Annotated in this window: 15 protein-coding genes, 1 tRNA gene and 2 pseudogenes; 5 read left to right on the plus strand and 13 right to left on the minus strand. The window is 46.4% G+C overall.

Annotation, left to right across the window (positions count from 1 at the left end; all coding sequences use genetic code 11):
- Positions 1-420 precede the first annotated feature (420 nt).
- The 3 genes from QUB52_RS17530 to QUB52_RS17540 all read right to left on the minus strand — a co-directional run bounded on the left by QUB52_RS17530 (position 421) and on the right by QUB52_RS17540 (position 4,504).
- A complete protein-coding gene (locus tag QUB52_RS17530; RefSeq protein WP_332974108.1) occupies positions 421-2,544 on the minus strand; it encodes a hypothetical protein in 2,124 nt (707 codons plus the stop codon).
- 292 nt (positions 2,545-2,836) lie between these two features.
- On the minus strand, positions 2,837-4,258 hold the full coding sequence (locus tag QUB52_RS17535) for a CHAT domain-containing protein (RefSeq protein ID WP_332974110.1): 1,422 nt from the start codon (positions 4,256-4,258) through the stop codon (positions 2,837-2,839).
- A gap of 114 nt (positions 4,259-4,372) precedes the next feature.
- Positions 4,373-4,504 carry a hypothetical protein gene (locus QUB52_RS17540; protein WP_265238099.1) on the minus strand — a complete coding sequence of 44 codons (132 nt, stop codon included), beginning with the start codon at positions 4,502-4,504 and terminating at the stop codon, positions 4,373-4,375.
- A 270-nt stretch (positions 4,505-4,774) separates the two neighbouring features.
- Between QUB52_RS17540 and QUB52_RS17545 the strand changes: the two genes are divergently transcribed.
- Entirely contained in the window at positions 4,775-5,035 is a 261-nt protein-coding gene (locus tag QUB52_RS17545) for a hypothetical protein (protein WP_265238098.1), read from the plus strand.
- A gap of 196 nt (positions 5,036-5,231) precedes the next feature.
- Positions 5,232-5,944 (plus strand): annotated as a pseudogene (locus QUB52_RS17550) (IS1 family transposase).
- Positions 5,945-5,972: 28 nt separating this feature from the next.
- On the opposite strand, the gene QUB52_RS17555 reads toward QUB52_RS17550, so the two are convergent.
- The 10 genes and pseudogenes from QUB52_RS17555 to QUB52_RS17600 form a co-directional block, all read right to left on the minus strand.
- Positions 5,973-6,149 carry an Arm DNA-binding domain-containing protein gene (locus QUB52_RS17555; RefSeq protein ID WP_265238096.1) on the minus strand — a complete coding sequence of 59 codons (177 nt, stop codon included), beginning with the start codon at positions 6,147-6,149 and terminating at the stop codon, positions 5,973-5,975.
- A gap of 118 nt (positions 6,150-6,267) precedes the next feature.
- Positions 6,268-6,579, minus strand: a pseudogene (locus QUB52_RS17560) (zinc ribbon domain-containing protein); the annotation flags it as partial.
- 15 nt (positions 6,580-6,594) lie between these two features.
- Complete coding sequence (locus QUB52_RS17565) at positions 6,595-7,464, minus strand: RNA-guided endonuclease InsQ/TnpB family protein (RefSeq protein ID WP_332974111.1); 870 nt, start codon at positions 7,462-7,464, stop codon at positions 6,595-6,597.
- A 253-nt stretch (positions 7,465-7,717) separates the two neighbouring features.
- Positions 7,718-7,791 (minus strand) — tRNA-Val (locus QUB52_RS17570).
- Positions 7,792-7,877: 86 nt separating this feature from the next.
- Complete coding sequence (locus QUB52_RS17575) at positions 7,878-9,908, minus strand: serine/threonine-protein kinase (RefSeq protein ID WP_332974112.1); 2,031 nt, start codon at positions 9,906-9,908, stop codon at positions 7,878-7,880.
- A gap of 199 nt (positions 9,909-10,107) precedes the next feature.
- Entirely contained in the window at positions 10,108-10,554 is a 447-nt protein-coding gene (locus QUB52_RS17580; RefSeq protein ID WP_265238093.1) for an SRPBCC family protein, read from the minus strand.
- 149 nt (positions 10,555-10,703) lie between these two features.
- Positions 10,704-12,140: a 9,9'-di-cis-zeta-carotene desaturase gene (gene zds / locus QUB52_RS17585; protein WP_265238124.1), complete on the minus strand. Its 1,437-nt coding sequence runs from the start codon at positions 12,138-12,140 to the stop codon at positions 10,704-10,706.
- Between the two features lie 60 nt (positions 12,141-12,200).
- On the minus strand, positions 12,201-12,518 hold the full coding sequence (locus tag QUB52_RS17590; protein WP_332969937.1) for a type II toxin-antitoxin system PemK/MazF family toxin: 318 nt from the start codon (positions 12,516-12,518) through the stop codon (positions 12,201-12,203).
- Positions 12,519-12,563: 45 nt separating this feature from the next.
- Positions 12,564-12,791, minus strand: a complete 228-nt coding sequence (locus tag QUB52_RS17595; protein WP_332974113.1) for a hypothetical protein — start codon at positions 12,789-12,791, stop codon at positions 12,564-12,566.
- A 139-nt stretch (positions 12,792-12,930) separates the two neighbouring features.
- Complete coding sequence (locus tag QUB52_RS17600; RefSeq protein WP_332974141.1) at positions 12,931-14,583, minus strand: DUF6930 domain-containing protein; 1,653 nt, start codon at positions 14,581-14,583, stop codon at positions 12,931-12,933.
- Positions 14,584-14,912: 329 nt separating this feature from the next.
- Here QUB52_RS17600 and QUB52_RS17605 point away from each other — a divergent pair, with 329 nt between their 5' ends.
- From QUB52_RS17605 to QUB52_RS17615, 3 genes are all read left to right on the plus strand, one after another.
- Entirely contained in the window at positions 14,913-15,266 is a 354-nt protein-coding gene (locus QUB52_RS17605) for a HesB/IscA family protein (protein ID WP_265238087.1), read from the plus strand.
- 248 nt (positions 15,267-15,514) lie between these two features.
- The gene (locus tag QUB52_RS17610) at positions 15,515-15,931 is read left to right on the plus strand and encodes a tetratricopeptide repeat protein (RefSeq protein ID WP_265238078.1); all 417 of its coding nucleotides are present in this window, start codon (positions 15,515-15,517) and stop codon (positions 15,929-15,931) included.
- 197 nt (positions 15,932-16,128) lie between these two features.
- Complete coding sequence (locus QUB52_RS17615) at positions 16,129-16,326, plus strand: hypothetical protein (RefSeq protein WP_172187588.1); 198 nt, start codon at positions 16,129-16,131, stop codon at positions 16,324-16,326.
- Positions 16,327-16,367: the final 41 nt, after the last annotated feature.

Below are 16,367 nucleotides of genomic sequence, written 5' to 3' on the forward strand. Positions count from 1 at the left end.
ATCTTGCACTTTATTCTCGATCGCAGTATCGAAACTCAGACGAGGCAATATGTGCTCGATTATTCAGCAAGCCCTACATAATTCCGATGTTACAATAGTATTTGTAGGGTGCGTCGCCATTGAAAATATCTCGCATTCAATCGACAATTTAATGGCGACGCACCTTATACCATTTTATAAAAAGTCTTGCTACACAACAATTGTTGGGCGAGAGTGAAACAGAGGGTTGTTTCTTCAACGATTGTGTAAGGTGCGTCGTTGTGAGATTGTTGCCTTTCTCTAGGGATTCTCGATGGCGACGCACCCTACAAATACTACTTTTTAATCAAATTTTGGAACGGGCAAGATGCCCCTTCCACATAAAAAATTATTTTTGTGGAACGGGTATCTTGCCCGTTCCTAGCTATTTTTGCAATAGGTCTACTCATCCAAGGGCAAAAGGGGGCCGGCTGGGGGCAAAACTTGGCGGTGAACGCTGATTTTGTGACTTTCCCGCTGAGTTTGCATTTCCACGGCGATCGCCTCAAATTCAACTTCCATGCAGCCGTAGGGAATCTCTAACTCGATACTTGCTCGCATATTTCCTAATCCGTTAGCTTGAAATTCGGTGATCCAGCGCGGCCCGTCGAGAATGAGATAGGTTTGCCGATCGAATACCCAAACTTTCACATAAATCCGGGGCATCAATTCCGGCAGTTGCACTTTCACTGTTACAGCCTGGCCCGCGAGGATTTGGGCGCGCGGCAATTCTAAGACGGGCATCGGTACTAACTCGTCTTCTGGCAAAACGTAGGGAGTTGGGGGAGTTGATTCTGCTTCGAGTTTTGTGGTTTTTTGAGCAACTTGTTTCGGCTGCGGGGGTTCGTCAAAAACTACAAATTCTCTGGATTCCGGGCCAATATATTTGGGTTCAGAAATTGTTGCCCCGATCGCCCGTTGCTGCTGGGTTGGGCTGCTTTCTTCCACGAGGGCTATTGCGTCGCTGCTATTTGCCTCCGGTTTTGGAGTTGGCGACAGGGTGGTTGCTTTGAGCCATTCGGGGGATTCGCCGGTGCTGGCTAGGGAGCTGAGTCGCGACCAAAATCTATTTTCGACGTTTAGCGTTTGAAATGCCTGTTTTGAGGCTGCTGGTGGGGTTTCTGGGGCTGTTTTTTCTGGTTCGGCGGTGTTTTGGGGTTTTTGGTCGATCGCCAGAAATTCAGCCGTTTCTGGGGCTGTTGGGATGTCTGAGGGTTTGGTTTGTGGGTCGATCGCCCCTGCGGATGTCCGAGGGGGATTGGAGATTTCAGAGAGTAATTGCGATCGGCTGCTGTCGGGCAGTTTGTTACCGAATGCGGGCAATTCTAGACCGCCTGCACTTGCGGTTTGGCGGGAATTCAGTTGAGGGGGTAAGGGCTCGTTTGTTGAGACTTCGGCGGGGGATGGAGGCTCTAAGGATTTTTCTACTAGCTTGAGAAAGGATAAATTTGTGGCGCTCCGAGGCGGTTTTGCTGCTGTTGGAGAGGGCTCGGCTTGATGCTTTTCTTCGATGAAATTGTCTTTAATTGCTTCTAGAAGATGCTCTAAACGAGCTGTAATTGTGAATAGTTTGGTGGCTAGGGTGACGCCGCCGCTGCTGAGAATTGCTTCTCCTAAAATTAGGCGGCTTTTGCACTCGGCTGGGATGTAGGTGACGCAGGCGAAGATGCAGGGGGGAGCTTGTTCTGGCATCGGCTGCTCGATTTGGGCGAGTATTTGTGAGGTTTGGGGGTCTCGCAGGTAAATTTGCAGTTGGGCTGAACCGATTAGTTTTTGGAGTTCTTCGGTTTGGGATTCGGGGATGAGAGTTGCTGTTTTTCTGGTTTTTTGGGGTGGTTGGGGAATGTCGATTTTGCCGGAAATGATTAAGGGGCGACCGAGTTGAGTCACGAAGGTTTCTCGATCGAGTACAAGTTCGAGTTCGAGTTTGACTGGGGCTTTGGGCGGAGGCCCAGGGGTTTGGGGATTGGGGAATTGGTAGATTTTGGTCGGCTGCGGTGCTGGTTGGGCTGCTGGGATTTGGGTTGGTGCGCGATCGACCGATGCTGCGATTTTTGGGGCCGCGTGATCCCCTACGGGATAGCTAGGCTTCACGACTGCTGCTGGGTTTTCTGAGTCTGAGGAGGTGGTGGCGGGTTCGGAGGAGTCGATCGCGGGTAGGGGTTCGGAACTGTCCGATTCTGCGGGCAATACTTCTAATTGCACGCCGTACTGCCAAGGTTTTGCTGGTGCTAATTTGGGATCTGGTAAGCAGGAGAGTTCCCACATTCCAGGTTTGAGCCTGGTGTAGGGAATGATCACGACTAATCCTTCGGGGTTGGTGCGGGCCGATCGGCTTTGGACTTTCCGCTGGGGGGCTACTTCGTCGAAGGATGTATGGGTGATGCGAATTTCGATGTCGGTGTTGGGGTGCTGAATGCGCGCAACGACGCGATATTTGCCTTCTAGAATTTCCACGTCGGGGGTTTCTAGGGGCAACCAGGCGCGATCGCCTTCTTTCTGTAGTAAAAATTCTAATTTTTTCATGTTTGTTTCCCCTTGAAGGCTCCCGCTTGATTGGTCACAGGTTGTGGTTGGTTGAGCGACAGCTACAGATATTGAATTACTTTATGTTGTATAGCCTATCATCTGTGTCGGTCAAGAGGCCCCAAAAGCGCGATCGGTAGAGCCCGTATTCACCAAGCAGTCCTGCACCGGATACGGCATTGCCGTTTCCCTACAGCAATTCGGCAGAGTCTGGCGCCGGAAACGGCATTGCCGTTTCCCTAGAGATGCTTGCATGATAGAACAGGCCGAAAAGCCTGTTTCTTCCCCGCAATTACCACGGACTGCCGATCATACTAAAAGCTGCCCAATAATAAGGATGCGATAAATCTTTGCTATCGAGTTTGGGGATAGACGACGGCAACGGAGTTTCTCCCCTAGAACTCCGCAGTTGCCCATTTTCGATGGTGACTTTACCTTTGATCGCAGCAATTTGTGCTTGCCTGAGAGCTTCAGCTTTAATGATTGGAGGATCTTGAGGTTTGCTGACTTTTAATTGCTGGTAAAACTCTGTCATCAGCGCCAGAGTCCCGGCATCGCTGACATACCACAAGCTGGCGAGGGCAGATTTTGCTCCCGATTGCAGCGCTAAACCGGCAAATCCGAGTTCTGCTTCTTTGTCTCCCAAGGCAGTTCTACAGGCGCTCAATACTAACAGTTCCAGTGGCGGATTGTTCCATTTCAAATCTCTCATTTGAGATAATCTGAGTTGGGTGTCCCAAAATTGAATGTAGGAGTTATCTGGGGTTCCAGGGCGGAATTCGGCGTGAGTCGCGAGGTGGATGATGCCGTATCTTTGTTGCAGTCGCTGTGATTGCAAGTTGACGATGGTAAAATCTTCGTTGATAAAGGATTGACCTGCCCACTGTCGGGCGATCGCACTTAATTCTAACGGCACTGCTGGTAGCGGTTCTTTATTCACGGTTTCCGAGAAAATTGCTGCTCCCATTGCTAAGACGTGGGAGTTTCTGAGATCGGCGTAATTGATGTCTGTAAGCTTGAATGCCGGAATGCGCGCCATGCTGTATTTTTCGATCAGAAATTGCTTGCCATCGTGCATTGCTGCTATGGGTATGGTTCGCAAACCTTCGCCGACGCAGAACAGCAATGTGTCAATTTTTGCTATTTTCAAGTCGGCTTCTAGCGGTGCAATTATCCATTGATAAAGTTGTTGAGCTGATTCTAGATAGCTGGTGGTATTAATTTTGACTGGGTTGGTAATTTCGCTGGTGAATTCTTGGACGACTTGCAGCAGTTTCTCTTGTTTTGCTGAGGGGATGCTGCGGTGAACTGGCGGGCGATCGGGCAATATTAAGATTAGTTCTAGTTGGTCTGTACGCGGGATAGCGTAAATTAAAGCTGGTTTTTTCTTGGTTTTAACTGCTAGGCGGGAGAGAGTTTTTGATATTGATTGGGCGGTTTTTTCACGGGCTGTAAAGTCTTGTTCAAAGTATTTTTGATAGTCTTCTTCCCAGTCTTTTTCGATTCTGGTGACGGCTTCGGTGAGGTTTCCGCGATCGAGCAAATTTCTCATTTCTTGCCCGTTAAGCCCGCCTGGGGCTGTGTTTTGGGCAATTGTAGGGAGGTTCGCGGTGCTCCAGCAGAAAAATATGGTTGTCAAACAGTAAAAAATAGCTCTTTTGATTTTTTTATGAGTCGCGTGTTTTTGGCGGTGCTGCTGGGACTGGTAGTGCATGGTTTTGGGGCGGTTATACCATTTTCGCATTCGAGCATTGAAGATTAAAGAATTGGCAATGAATGATCAAATAAAGGTTTGGATATCTCCTAAAGTTGGATTTTTTTTGAACTATTAATGGCGTATTTCGCTGCTGCATCCCTCTGGAGTGTAAAAACGTTGTTTGAGAGTGCGATCGTCCTGCTCTCTTGCCGTGTTCGCTTGGGGCGGATATTTGATGCTGGCGAGCACGATTATAGCATTCAACACCAACCCCAAGCATCTCCCGCCGAGCCCCCACACACCCCCAACCCCCTGGGCCCATAAATTAGGGGTTTATATGAACTTTGGTAAATTATGTAAAAATTTTGCGTAAAAATCGTAGATCCTGACAGATAGACAAATAGAAGGTTATGCAGGAGGATGCGATCGCTCGAATGGGGCCATCAAGCACCATTGATCAGAGCGTTGGCTGAACTCCGGCGGCCTGCATTAGCTGGTTGGAGACAATTTTTCTGAGTAACCTTGGAACAAGAGATGCCTACTAAGGACGAAATTGACGATCGGCTCAAACAGCTAGCCATAGCTGCCAAAAATCACCAGCCTAAAACTTTAGGGCGACAGAAAGCTGTGACCAGATTAATCATGGAGATTGAAAAACATCAAATTATTAAATGTCCTCAAAATCCAAATTTTTCCTATGCAATCTATCGGGAAATTTGTGCGGAAGCAAAACAGGAATTGATGTTTCGCATCTCCAGGGAAATTCACAACTATCCACCGGAAAAAGGAGCATAACACTTATAAAATTAATATTTATACTCATAAATATCAGGTCAATCATTAGTCCATAATTAAATATATTTACCACTCTCGAACAATCATGAATCCAGAGAAACAAAGAAAGCTGCAAGAATATACCAGAGCGGTAGTCCTGCATAACAAGGAAAATGTGTATAATTTTACTCTTTCAACCTACATTAAATTTTAGCTTATGAACTGTCCCAAGTGCAACTTTGAATACATCTTGAAAAATGGTCGCACTCGCTCCGGCAAACAAAATTTTAAATGTCGAGATTGTAGCAGACAATTTGTCATATCTCCCAGACATCAACCGATTTCAGCACCAACAATCATGGTTGATAGATCGACTTTTATTAGAAAAGATATCTCTGGCTGGGATTGTGAGAGCGACTGGAGTTTCGGAACGGTGGTTACAATACTATGTGAACCAAAAGTTAGGAGCTGTAAAAAGAGAAGTAGAAGTGAAGTCAAAAAAGAAAGAGAAACTAACAATTCAATGCGATGAAATGTGGTGATTTGTATGCTCTAAGGATAACAAGCAGTGGATCTGGTTGGCAATTGATGTATCAACCTTCATAAATTGTTGAAGTATATATTGGCAAAAGAGATCAAGGTGGTACACAGGGATTATGGGATTCTTTACCACCAGTTTATGGTCAATGTGCCGTGAGTTATACAGACTTTTGGAATGCCTAGGTCACAGTTTTTCCTAAAAATAGAGACAAGGCAGTAGGAAAAGAAACGGGTCTGACAAACTATATAGAAAGATTTAATAATACTATGAGACAAAGAATATCTCGATTGGTCAGAAAAACTCTTTCCTTCTCTAAAAAACTCTCCAATCATATAGGAGGAATTTGGTATTTTATTCATGAGTATAACGCGAGTTTACTTATAAATTAAAATCCTTAATTTTCCTTGCTATGCAGGACTACCCAAAATTGTTGCTGGCAATGTCAAGCTCAATCTGCCGAGCCTTGATTTCGGCGGCTTTGCAGTTGATTTGGGTGTAGGGCAAGTTCATGGAGAGCCAATAACGCTTACCTTGCCAACGCCAAGCCAGTCTCAACCGTTCCTGAAAATTTTCAATTCTGACAGTTCCTGCCACTGGTTTCTCCTTTAAAGCAAACCTCATTTTCAGAGGTTAAAAAGCTGTAACCCGCTTCGCTGACTATCATCGCTGTTTCATCGCTAATCTTGTCAGAGCTTGTCACATTTTGTCACTCCTAATTGAGAATGTCTAATGTCGTGGAATTCATAACAATAGCTTTGACATACTCCCCTGCCTGAAGGCAAGGGGATTCTGAATTCAAGCAGTGATTGCTTTGCATTGCCCGTCTTATATCACCTAGCTCGATGGTTGATGCCCCAACCATACAAATATTCAATGCTGCATTCTCATCCCGATCATTTACTGAATTACAGGATGGGCAGCGCCAAACCCTAACCGACAAATCTAACTCTTTTAGAACATGACCACAATGATTGCAAGTCTTAGAACTAGGGAACCACTGGCTGATATAGGTGACAATCTTGCCTTTCTTTTTGGCTACCTATTCCAAGATTTGCAAGAATTCTCGAAAAGCCAAATCGTTAATCTTGCGTCCCCAAAGTTTCTGCATTCCTCTGAGGTTAAGCGTCTCAAAGCACAGTACATCAAACTTATCTGTCAAGTCTTGGGCAAGCTTCCAAAACCAATCAGAGCGGCGATTTGTTACGTCCTCATGTCTTCTTGCCAGATTCAGCCTAGCTCGTTCTCGGTTAGCCGAGCCTTTTTTCTTACTGGACAATTGCCGCGCCGCTTTTTTGATCACATTAAGCGACTGTTTCAGGAATTGGGGCGATTCTATCTTGGAGCCATCAGAGCAAGTAAGGAAAGTTTTCAACCCAAAATCAAAACCAGCGATTCTACTCGGCTCGACTTCAATTGCAGGTTCAGAACTGTCAACTACTACGACCATAAACAGCTCTCCCTCATGAGTCCGCTTAATGATCAAAGTCTTGACCGCCCCCTCAATTTCTCGACTGTTCCAATATTGATAGACTCGACTGCCAATCTTGACACGGTTGCCGCCCAAGAATTTGTAGCCAGCTTGTTTGAGCGTGAAGGATTTGTATTTTCTGACTTTCTTAAAGTTTGGCGGTCTAACTCCTTTTTTGTGATGCTTAAAAAACAATTGGTATGCTTTCTCAATCCGTTGGCAAATGTCCTGTACAGCTTGAGAACCGATAGACTGCCAGAACTTGTTACGCCGGCGTTGTTTAGCGATGTGAGCTTGAAGTTTGGTACAGTTCAGATGCTTTTTGAACATCCGATAGTACCGTCTATGCAGCGCAATACAGTGGTTGTAGATAACCCCAGCCGCGTTAATTTGCCGCTTCAGATATCGATTCCGCTTGTGCTGATAAAACTTAAACTTCATTGTTTTCATGTTAATATTGTACAGCATAACTGTGTACATAGCAATGAAAAAAAGATTAGATTTTAGGATAGAAGAATACGAGCTAGAGATTCTTGAGGCTTATTGCAAAGCTATGGGCAGAACAAAGACTGATGTTCTTAGAGAGTTTATACGGTCGCTCACTAAGAAAAAGCCGTCCTAGAAGGACGGGGCTTTAGACCCAATAATTTCGGTAAAAACAACAAAACCCGCTACCAGAGCGGGCTTTATAAGATGGACGCAACTGGACTCGAACCAGTGACCCCTACGATGTCAACGTAGTGCTCTAACCAACTGAGCTATGTGTCCTCACGAATTAATAACTTAGCACAACATTCGATCGCCTGTCAAGCACAAAAATAAAATTTTTAAAGCAGACACCCACATCCACCGCCCTAATTCCCAACCCGCCAAATCTTCACAGTTCGATCGCCCGAACCGCTAGCCAAACACCCATCAGCACCAAACGCCACCGACAAAACCTCCCCCCCGTGCCCAGTCAGAAGTTCCAGCAAACCCCCCGTAGCAGCATCCCACAAATAAATCGAACCATCCCGACTCCCCGTCGCCAAAACCCCACCATCCGGGCTAAACGCCACACACAAAACATCCCCAGAATTGTCGCTCATACTCCGCAGCAGCGTCCCTCGCCCGTCAACATCCACCCGCCACAACTTCGCCGTACCATCCCGACTCCCACTAACCAAAATCGATCCTTCTCCAACTCCCCCCCTTACCAATGGGGGGCTAGATCCACCTCCAACTCCCCCCCTTACCAAGGGGGGGCTGGGGGGGGTTCCAGCAAAGGCGATCGCCCGCACCCAATCCCCGTGCTCTGCTAAAGTACAAATCGATCGACCATTGCGCCAATCCCACAACTGCAAAGTCTTATCCCGACTCCCCGTCGCCAAAAACTCCCCACCCGGACTAAAAGCCACCGCCTCCACCCCGCCAGCGTGACCAGTCAAAACCGACATCGGCCTACCCTTATTCAAATTCCACAACTGCACAGTCTTGTCCCGACTACCGCTAGCCAAAACCTGACCGTCGCGACTGAACGCCACAGCATAAACCCGATCCTCATGACCGCGCAAAGCGTACCACCACTTACCCTTATTCAAATCCCAAATTTGAATCGTCTTATCCCGGCCACCGGTAGCCAAAGTCGCACCATCAGGACTAAACGCCACACAAGTCACCCAGTCAGAATGACCCGTCAGAGTGTACCAGCGCTTACCCGCCTCCAACTTCCAAATCTCAATCGTCTTATCCTCACTCCCGCTAGCCAAAGTCGCCCCATCAGGACTGAAAGCTACCGACGTGACAGCATTAGAATGCCCTACCAGAGTATGAACGCACCTCCAAGTGGGCGCGCGGGCCGGCAAAACCCGCTGGTTCCGGGGCACAGGTATAATCGTGCCTGCAACCGTTGGCGGCACCGTATTCTGCACCGCAGGCGCAGTCTGTGGGACTGGAATTGCTCTTGGCGCGGGAGTCGGGGGAATCCGTGGAGGCGACTGCTGCGGCTGCAAATCTTGGAGAATCTCAGCTACAGATTTGTAGCGGCGACTGAGACTCGGTTCGATCATTTTGTCCAGAATGCGGCTTAATTTCGGATCGATTTGAACCTTCAAAAAATCTCGCCAAACCCAAACATCTTGATTGATATCGAACAAATCAAACGGAGATATTTGAGTCAACAAATAAATGCAAGTTACGCCCAAACTGTACAAATCGCTGGCATAAACCGCTTGACCTCTAATTTGTTCCGGCGCGACGAATTCGGGTGAACCGATGACTGTTCCTGTTTCTCTCAAACCCTCCACAAGTTTTGCAGCGCCAAAATCAACTAAAACTAATTCTCCGGTTAATGTTGGGTAAGTATAAATAATTGGAGTTTGAGAAATGCGGCGGCGGATAATATTGGGCGGTTTAATGTCTCGGTGAATTACACTGCGCGAGTGTACAAATTCTAATACTGGTAATAAATCATTCAGCAAACTCAAAATTTGATTGGCGCTGAAAGGCCCATTCCGCACTAATTCTTGCTGTAAATTCTCACCTTCTATAAATTCTTGCACTAAATACTGATAGCGTTCCTGTTGAAAGTGCGCTAGCAATTCGGGAATTTGCGGGTGTTTCCCCAATTCGTCCAGCCGCACGGCTTCTCGGTTGAATAATTCTGCTGCTTTTTCGCTGCTGCTGGTTCCTTGGGATAGGGGGAAAAACTGTTTGATTGCACAGCGCGGTTTTGAGGGTTTGTCTTGGTCTATTGCTAAAAAAGTGCGACCGAAACCGCCGCGCCCCAGGGGTTTGATGGCGCGGTAACGCTCTCTGAGCAACAGTTTGGAGCCGCAACTCAGGCAGAATTGAGTTCGATCGGCATTTTGCGGGTTTTGACAGGCGGGGTTGAGGCAATAACTCATAACTGAACCGGGAAGCAATCAGCAGCATATCTCTATGATACTGAGGCAATACCAAATCCGACTTAAATATCCCCTTGATTTCTTAGTCCGCGGAGGCGGACATCGTTTGTGTAGTCGCGGTTTCAACCGCCGAGTCTTATCTGAAGTCCTGACTACAAACGAAGATGCGGTTTGTAGTCAGGACTTTAGTCCTCAAAATTCAAGATGTCGCCTTAACTTTCAAAGCATACTCTTTAAACCTTTCCAAGTCAGCCTGAAGAGTCGATTCAACTACTCCCGCTAGAAATGAATTGTCCATCAATTTGGCCAGCCAGCCGGGAATTCCGTAAGCTACCGTTAGTTTGACAATACTGGTGTTTTTGCGATCGTAAAATCGCACCGCACCACGATTTGGCAAACCGTCCACCGATTCCCACTGCATGATCTGATTCGGGACTAATTTGACAATCCGAGAAAGCCAGCTAAATTCTAACCCGCCCGTTGCGAGTTTCCAGCGCGATAATTCTGGATTTTCTTCGAGAATATGAACAGATTCTATCCACTTCATCCAGCGCGGCAATTGCTCTAAATCAGACCAGAGTTCCCACGCTAATTCGATGGGAATTGCCACTTCTACTTGTACACTATGTTCTAACCAATCAGTCATTCTATTTTAGATTTTAGATTTTAGATTGTTTTTTTTCTAATTTTTTTTTCGTTCCCAGTCTCTGGCTGGGAACGAGAGAAAATCATTAGCTTTTAGCATTTTACATTTTTCAGTCTATCGACTAATGACCAATGACTAATGACCAATGACTAATGACCGTAAGCTTCGAGAATTACCTTGGCCGCTTGATGCCCGGAAAGTGTCGCTCCTTCCATACTGTCAATGTAATCTTGCTGAGTGTAACTTCCTGCTAGAAAGAAGTTAGAAACAGGAGTTTTTTGAGCAGGGCGGAAAACATCCATTCCCGGTGCTTCGCGATACAAAGATTGAGCCAACTTAACTACACTGTACCAAGTCATGTTTAATTCCCGTGCTGAGGGAAATAAATCCTGAACTTGCTTGAGTACGTGTTGGGCGATCGCCTCATTGCTTTGTTTGATAAACGGATCGCCCGGTGTCAGAACCAATTGCAACAGAGAACCTTGTCCTTCTTTATAATAATCCTTGGGACTTGTTAGTGCCAAATCGGCAAAACAAGAAAAATCTGCATCTGCTGAATATAGCAAATTATCGATGCCTACAGCGTGGCTCAACTGTTTGCGCTTGGCTTCATCTTCCAGTTCCGTTACCCAACCGTCGAACCGTAATTGTACAGTAGCAACCGGCACCGTATCTAACTTATAAATGTTGTCAAATTCCGACCACTTTCGCCAAGCTGGGGGCAATATTTTCTGAATTCCAGGAACGTCGCAGGCGAAAACGTAAGCGTCTGCGGTGATATTTTCTTCTGTTTCGCCGTTAGCTACTACCAGACCTGTCACGCGCGTTTCTTCGGCTTCTTGAAACTGAATTTCTCGAACTCTGCGTCGCGTGTAAATTTTGGTTCCTTTGCTTTCCAAATATGCCACAATTGGTTTGTGCAAATATTCGTTGGGAGAACCGGCTAGCATCCGCATGACAGAGGCTTCGGTTTTTGTAGCAAAGAATTGGAAGATTGTCAACATACACCGGGCAGAAATATTTTCGGTGTCGATGAAACCTAGTGCGTAGGCGATCGGGTTCCAGAGTCTTTTGAGCGAGTTTTGGTTGCCGCCTTGACCCCGGAACCAGTCAGCAAAGCTAACTTTATCTAAATTGCGGATCGTTTTCATAGCCCCGTCAAAGTCTATCAAACCACGGACGATCGGGCTAGTTCCCAGGGCGATCGAATTTTGGATTTTGTCTTGTACGGTTAGCTGGGATGTAGTAAAAAATGCCTTCAAACCGTGCAAAGGAGCACCCACGGGAAAGCGAAAATCTAAAGAACCGATTTCGCCGCCTCGATTGATAAAAGTGTGGACGTGATCTTTGAGGAGCAAATCGTCAAAAGCTCCCACTTTTTTCATCAGAGCAAATAAGTTATAATAGCAGCCGAAGAAGACGTGCAAACCCATTTCAACGTGATTGCCGTCTGGATCTACCCAACTGCCGACTTTGCCGCCGACAAAGGGGCGGGATTCAAAAATTTCTACTTCGTGGCCAGCATCCACTAAATCGACTGCTGTGGTCATTCCAGCCAGTCCCGCACCTGCGATCGCAACCCGCATTTTACCTATCCTTTCCAGTATTTTTACAGATTGTAACAAATTTTAGAATTTCCGAAACATTCAAAGTGCGTAAATGCCGATCGCCACTTGTACCCCTCTCTGAATTCTCCCTAAAAAATCCGCACTAATTTCACCGTAAGGGCCTTGTTCCAGATAAGTCTTTTGGACTGCTAGAATTTGCTCGCAGACGGCGAGTGAGTCCGATTCTAACCCTCCTACCCCGGCAGCAATCAAAATCTGAGTCGGAGTTTCCCCCCCGCTCAAATCGCTAGTAAAAGGCACAATCAGTACAGTACGGCTCAATTCATTGCGACTATTTATGGAAACGACAGCAACAGGACGTTTTTTAGTATCTTCTATTGCTCGCAAAGCTCTCACAAGATATAAACTTCGCCTTGTTGCGGATAAGCTTCTGTCATTGTATCAAAGACTTTCCTCTCTTAAAATTTCTTCCATTTGTTCCTCGGCAAATGTTGCCCATTCTTCTTCAAAGTCAATATCTTCTTGACTGCGGTTTAGATAAAATTTCCGCAACTTATCTTCTATTTGCTTAGCGTACCAGAGACGGAGAGCTTGTTCGATCGCCTCCGTCCAATTATCAGTAAGCTGGTCTATTTTGTCAGCGAATTCGGCGTCAAGGGCGACCAACACTTCTCACTTTTGAGTAGAATTTGACATAATAATTCTCCTGAATAATTCAACAAGTAGGGTGCGCCGAAGAGCACCTTACATATTACTTTTACATCTTCCCTCTTCCTTCTTCCTTCTTCCCTCTTCCTTCTTCCTTCGTTTAAAACATCGGCATCAACTGAAGCGGCCCAATTCCCAAATCTTTAGCCGACACCCAGCGCACCTCCAGCAAAGCGATCATATCCTTAAGCTGAGGCTGACCACGAGAAGCACCCATCAACCCTTTAGCAATAATCAAACCGCACCAACCATTAGTTGATTTGCAACGTCGATCCCACTTCTTGCGAGCTTCCTTATGGACGGGATCATTTTCATTAAACTCCCCAAACAGATACAAATCCCCATTTTTAGTTTGCAAAATACCCAAGTCGTATTCCTCCTCCTGAAAAGGATTTTCGCCCGGATTAAAACCAATTGCCTTCACCCCTCCAGCTTCTTTCAAATCCTGAATCATAGTTTTCGCTTTCGGATGAGAAGTTTGAATCATGATTATTGGCAAACCATCTCCGGCGGCATTAATATCACCTTCTGCACCTTGGTGAAATTGGACATTTTCGCGCAGAAAGTCTATCGTATCCCAAGGTACTGCGCCCAGACTCAAAAATGAATTCGGCGGTACCAAATCGTCCCGCAGCAACGGCGTTTCAAAGTCATCATCATCATCATCATCGTCCTCATCATCGTCACCAAGCATCTGTAATAATTCGTCAGATACTTCGGGCATAGTCGAAACTTTAACGGAGATTTGTTGAATTTCTCCGTCAGACTGTGGAATTGGGATGCGGTAGCGACTGCTGAGAGTGGGAAATGTATCTGCTCCCAATTTTCGGCGGCCGTTGCGGAAAAAGCGGTGAAATGCTTCGAGAGCAACTAACATCGTCAGGGCTTCTTCTTCGTAAAGAATCGATCGCAATCCTTCTAAAGGATGGAGGTTGCCAAAATTCGGTTCAATTTCCGATGGAGGCAAATCGGCTAAATCAATTTCGTCTTCTTCGTCATCTTCATCAAAATCGCCGGCACTTTCAAAGGTGAGAAACAAACAGTCCTGTCCTAAGAAAGCCTGTTCTAAATCTTCAAAAGAGTCATCATTGACGACTCGCTCTCGAAACCGCTTCAAGGATTCTAGAGAGCGGTACAGCAAAACTCCGTAATCCATTCTGCCTTGGCCCAATACGGACACGTAGAGGCTGGCGACATCCCATTGATTGATTTCAATCGATATAATTTGGTGTTCGCTCAAAGTCCGCCACGGAGCATCGTGCCAAATTTGAGCAGCTTTTTCCATTAGAACTTCGGCGTACTCAGGCGGTAATTCGGGAGGCCGATTGACAGCGACTTCTTCCATGCCCCGAAATATTTCATCAATTAGGGGCAATTCCGGTACGTAGTCAATGGAAATCCCTAAATCTTGAAGTACGCCCCGCAGATAAAATTGAATTTCTCGGTTTTTAACTACGATTTTTTGGGGGCGGACTGCGGGAGCCGGACTTTGGGGATGTTCCATTGCCCGCAGCAGAGCGCGGACGATCGCCTCTGGGCCGGCATCTGGGCCAACCATGTCCATAGCCCTGACGATGCCTTCAGAGCCATCCACCCAGAGAATGCACTCGCCACCGGCTTCTGGATCGTCGTCGTCCTCTAGCATCATGTGGGAGTCAGCATTAGATAACGGTCGGCGATCGCCCTCCCACACGCTGGGAATTTGAGGTAAGTTTTGTAGCCGACGAAAAGTAGAGCGATTCAGCGCTGCCATAGAGTAAGCCCGTTGGGTGAAGCATTGTTGCGGTGCCACAAAGGGTCAACCGCTGCTTCTCAATCATAAACCCTATGGGGGGAGAGGACATCGAGCTTGGAAGGCGCTGCGGGAATTAAAAATTTAAAACTCAAAATTCTGCCTTCAGTGGGCAGTTGAGAGTTGAGAGTTGAGAGTTGGCAGTTGAGAGTTGGCAGTTGAGAGTTGGCAGTTGACTATTTACTGGCTGATGACTGATGACTAATGACTAATGACTTCCTTCTGCCCTGTACAATGGATGAATAAGATTAAACTCTTAGCATTGGACAGTCTCAGGAGTTCGACAAATTATGACTCAAGCAATTTCCCAACAGCGGGGCATTCAAATGACGGACTCTGCTGTTCGTCAAGTTTTAGCTCTTCGAGAAAAACAAGGTAAAGACCTCTGCTTGCGGGTAGGGGTGCGCCAGGGTGGCTGTTCTGGTATGTCTTACGTGATGGATTTCGCAGACCCCAGCACTGTGAAATCTGATGATGAAGTGTTTGACTACGAGGGTTTTCAGGTAGTGTGCGATCGCAAGAGCATTCTTTATCTCTACGGTTTGGTGCTCGACTTCAGCGATTCCATGATCGGCGGCGGCTTTAAGTTCACCAACCCCAACGCCACTCAAACTTGCGGCTGCGGCAGTTCTTTTTCTGCTTAAATGGGAAAATTGCTTGGGACATGGGTCTGGGGCATTGGTAATTGGTCTCAACCGGCGTTGGTGAGAATTCGCTGACAATAGCGCGATCGATCATTAGCCTCGGATTGACTTCCTTTGTCCCCTACCCAATGCTTTCGAGCAATTATTGAATCCAAAATCCAAAATTGCAGAACATCAGATTGACTTCTGGTGTCCCGCACGGATGCTTTCAGTCAATCTAAAATCCAAAATCCAAAATCCAAAATCGAATGACCCCTGAAGAAATGTTTAAAGACGGTTTCGATCGCTATCAAGCTGGCGAAGCCCCTGCTAATCTGATCCCCGTGTTCAAAGAATTGTGCGAGAAATCCCCCAAAAATGGCAATGCCTGGGCTAGCCTCTCCTGGCTTTACCTGCTGGAAAATAAACCCACATCGGCTCAAAAGGCAGCGAAAACCGCCGTTAAATTGAACCCTCACGACCCCCAAGCTCGCATCAACCTAGCAATCGCGATCCTCGATCTCAAAGAAAAAGGGGTGCGCCCCCACGTAGAAGTCGCTCAGCAACTCCTGATGGCTTCCGATGAGTTGTTCGACGAAGTTAAAAAGAATTTTGAAGAAGGACTAAGCCGAAAACCGGACTGGAAGAGCCTCGCCCGCGTTAAACAGTGGCTTATGGAGCCGTAACCGCGTAAAAAAGTCGATTTTGTGTCGGGGATCAACGAAATCGGCTTTGGAATTTATTACAATTTCGTAATAAATCAATAAATAACTTTATGTAAAACTCAGAATGGCAGTGCTAGTATTTGAAAACTTAGACGATCGACAAACCGGCACAGCGGTTTTCAGACTTGACTACCACAAATACTAGGAGTTGTAACGATATGAGCAACGACAGCCACGTTAACATCAAACCAGCAACCCGCAACCACAAAGGTTTCTTTATTCAGCCCGCTTCTTACAAGTTGATGAGCATAGATAAATCCGGCTGGGCCTTGATTTGCATGGACAAAGCAGTTTGTCATTATGTAGATCCTGATGATTTGCAATTGCCAAATAAATCGGGAATGTCTGAAGGTTAATCCTGAAGTTTTGAGAGACATTAAAATGCTTTACTAAAGTA

Origin of the sequence: Microcoleus sp. A6-C6 (genome assembly GCF_036705955.1) — a bacterium.
Classification (GTDB): Bacteria; Cyanobacteriota; Cyanobacteriia; order Cyanobacteriales; family Microcoleaceae; genus Microcoleus.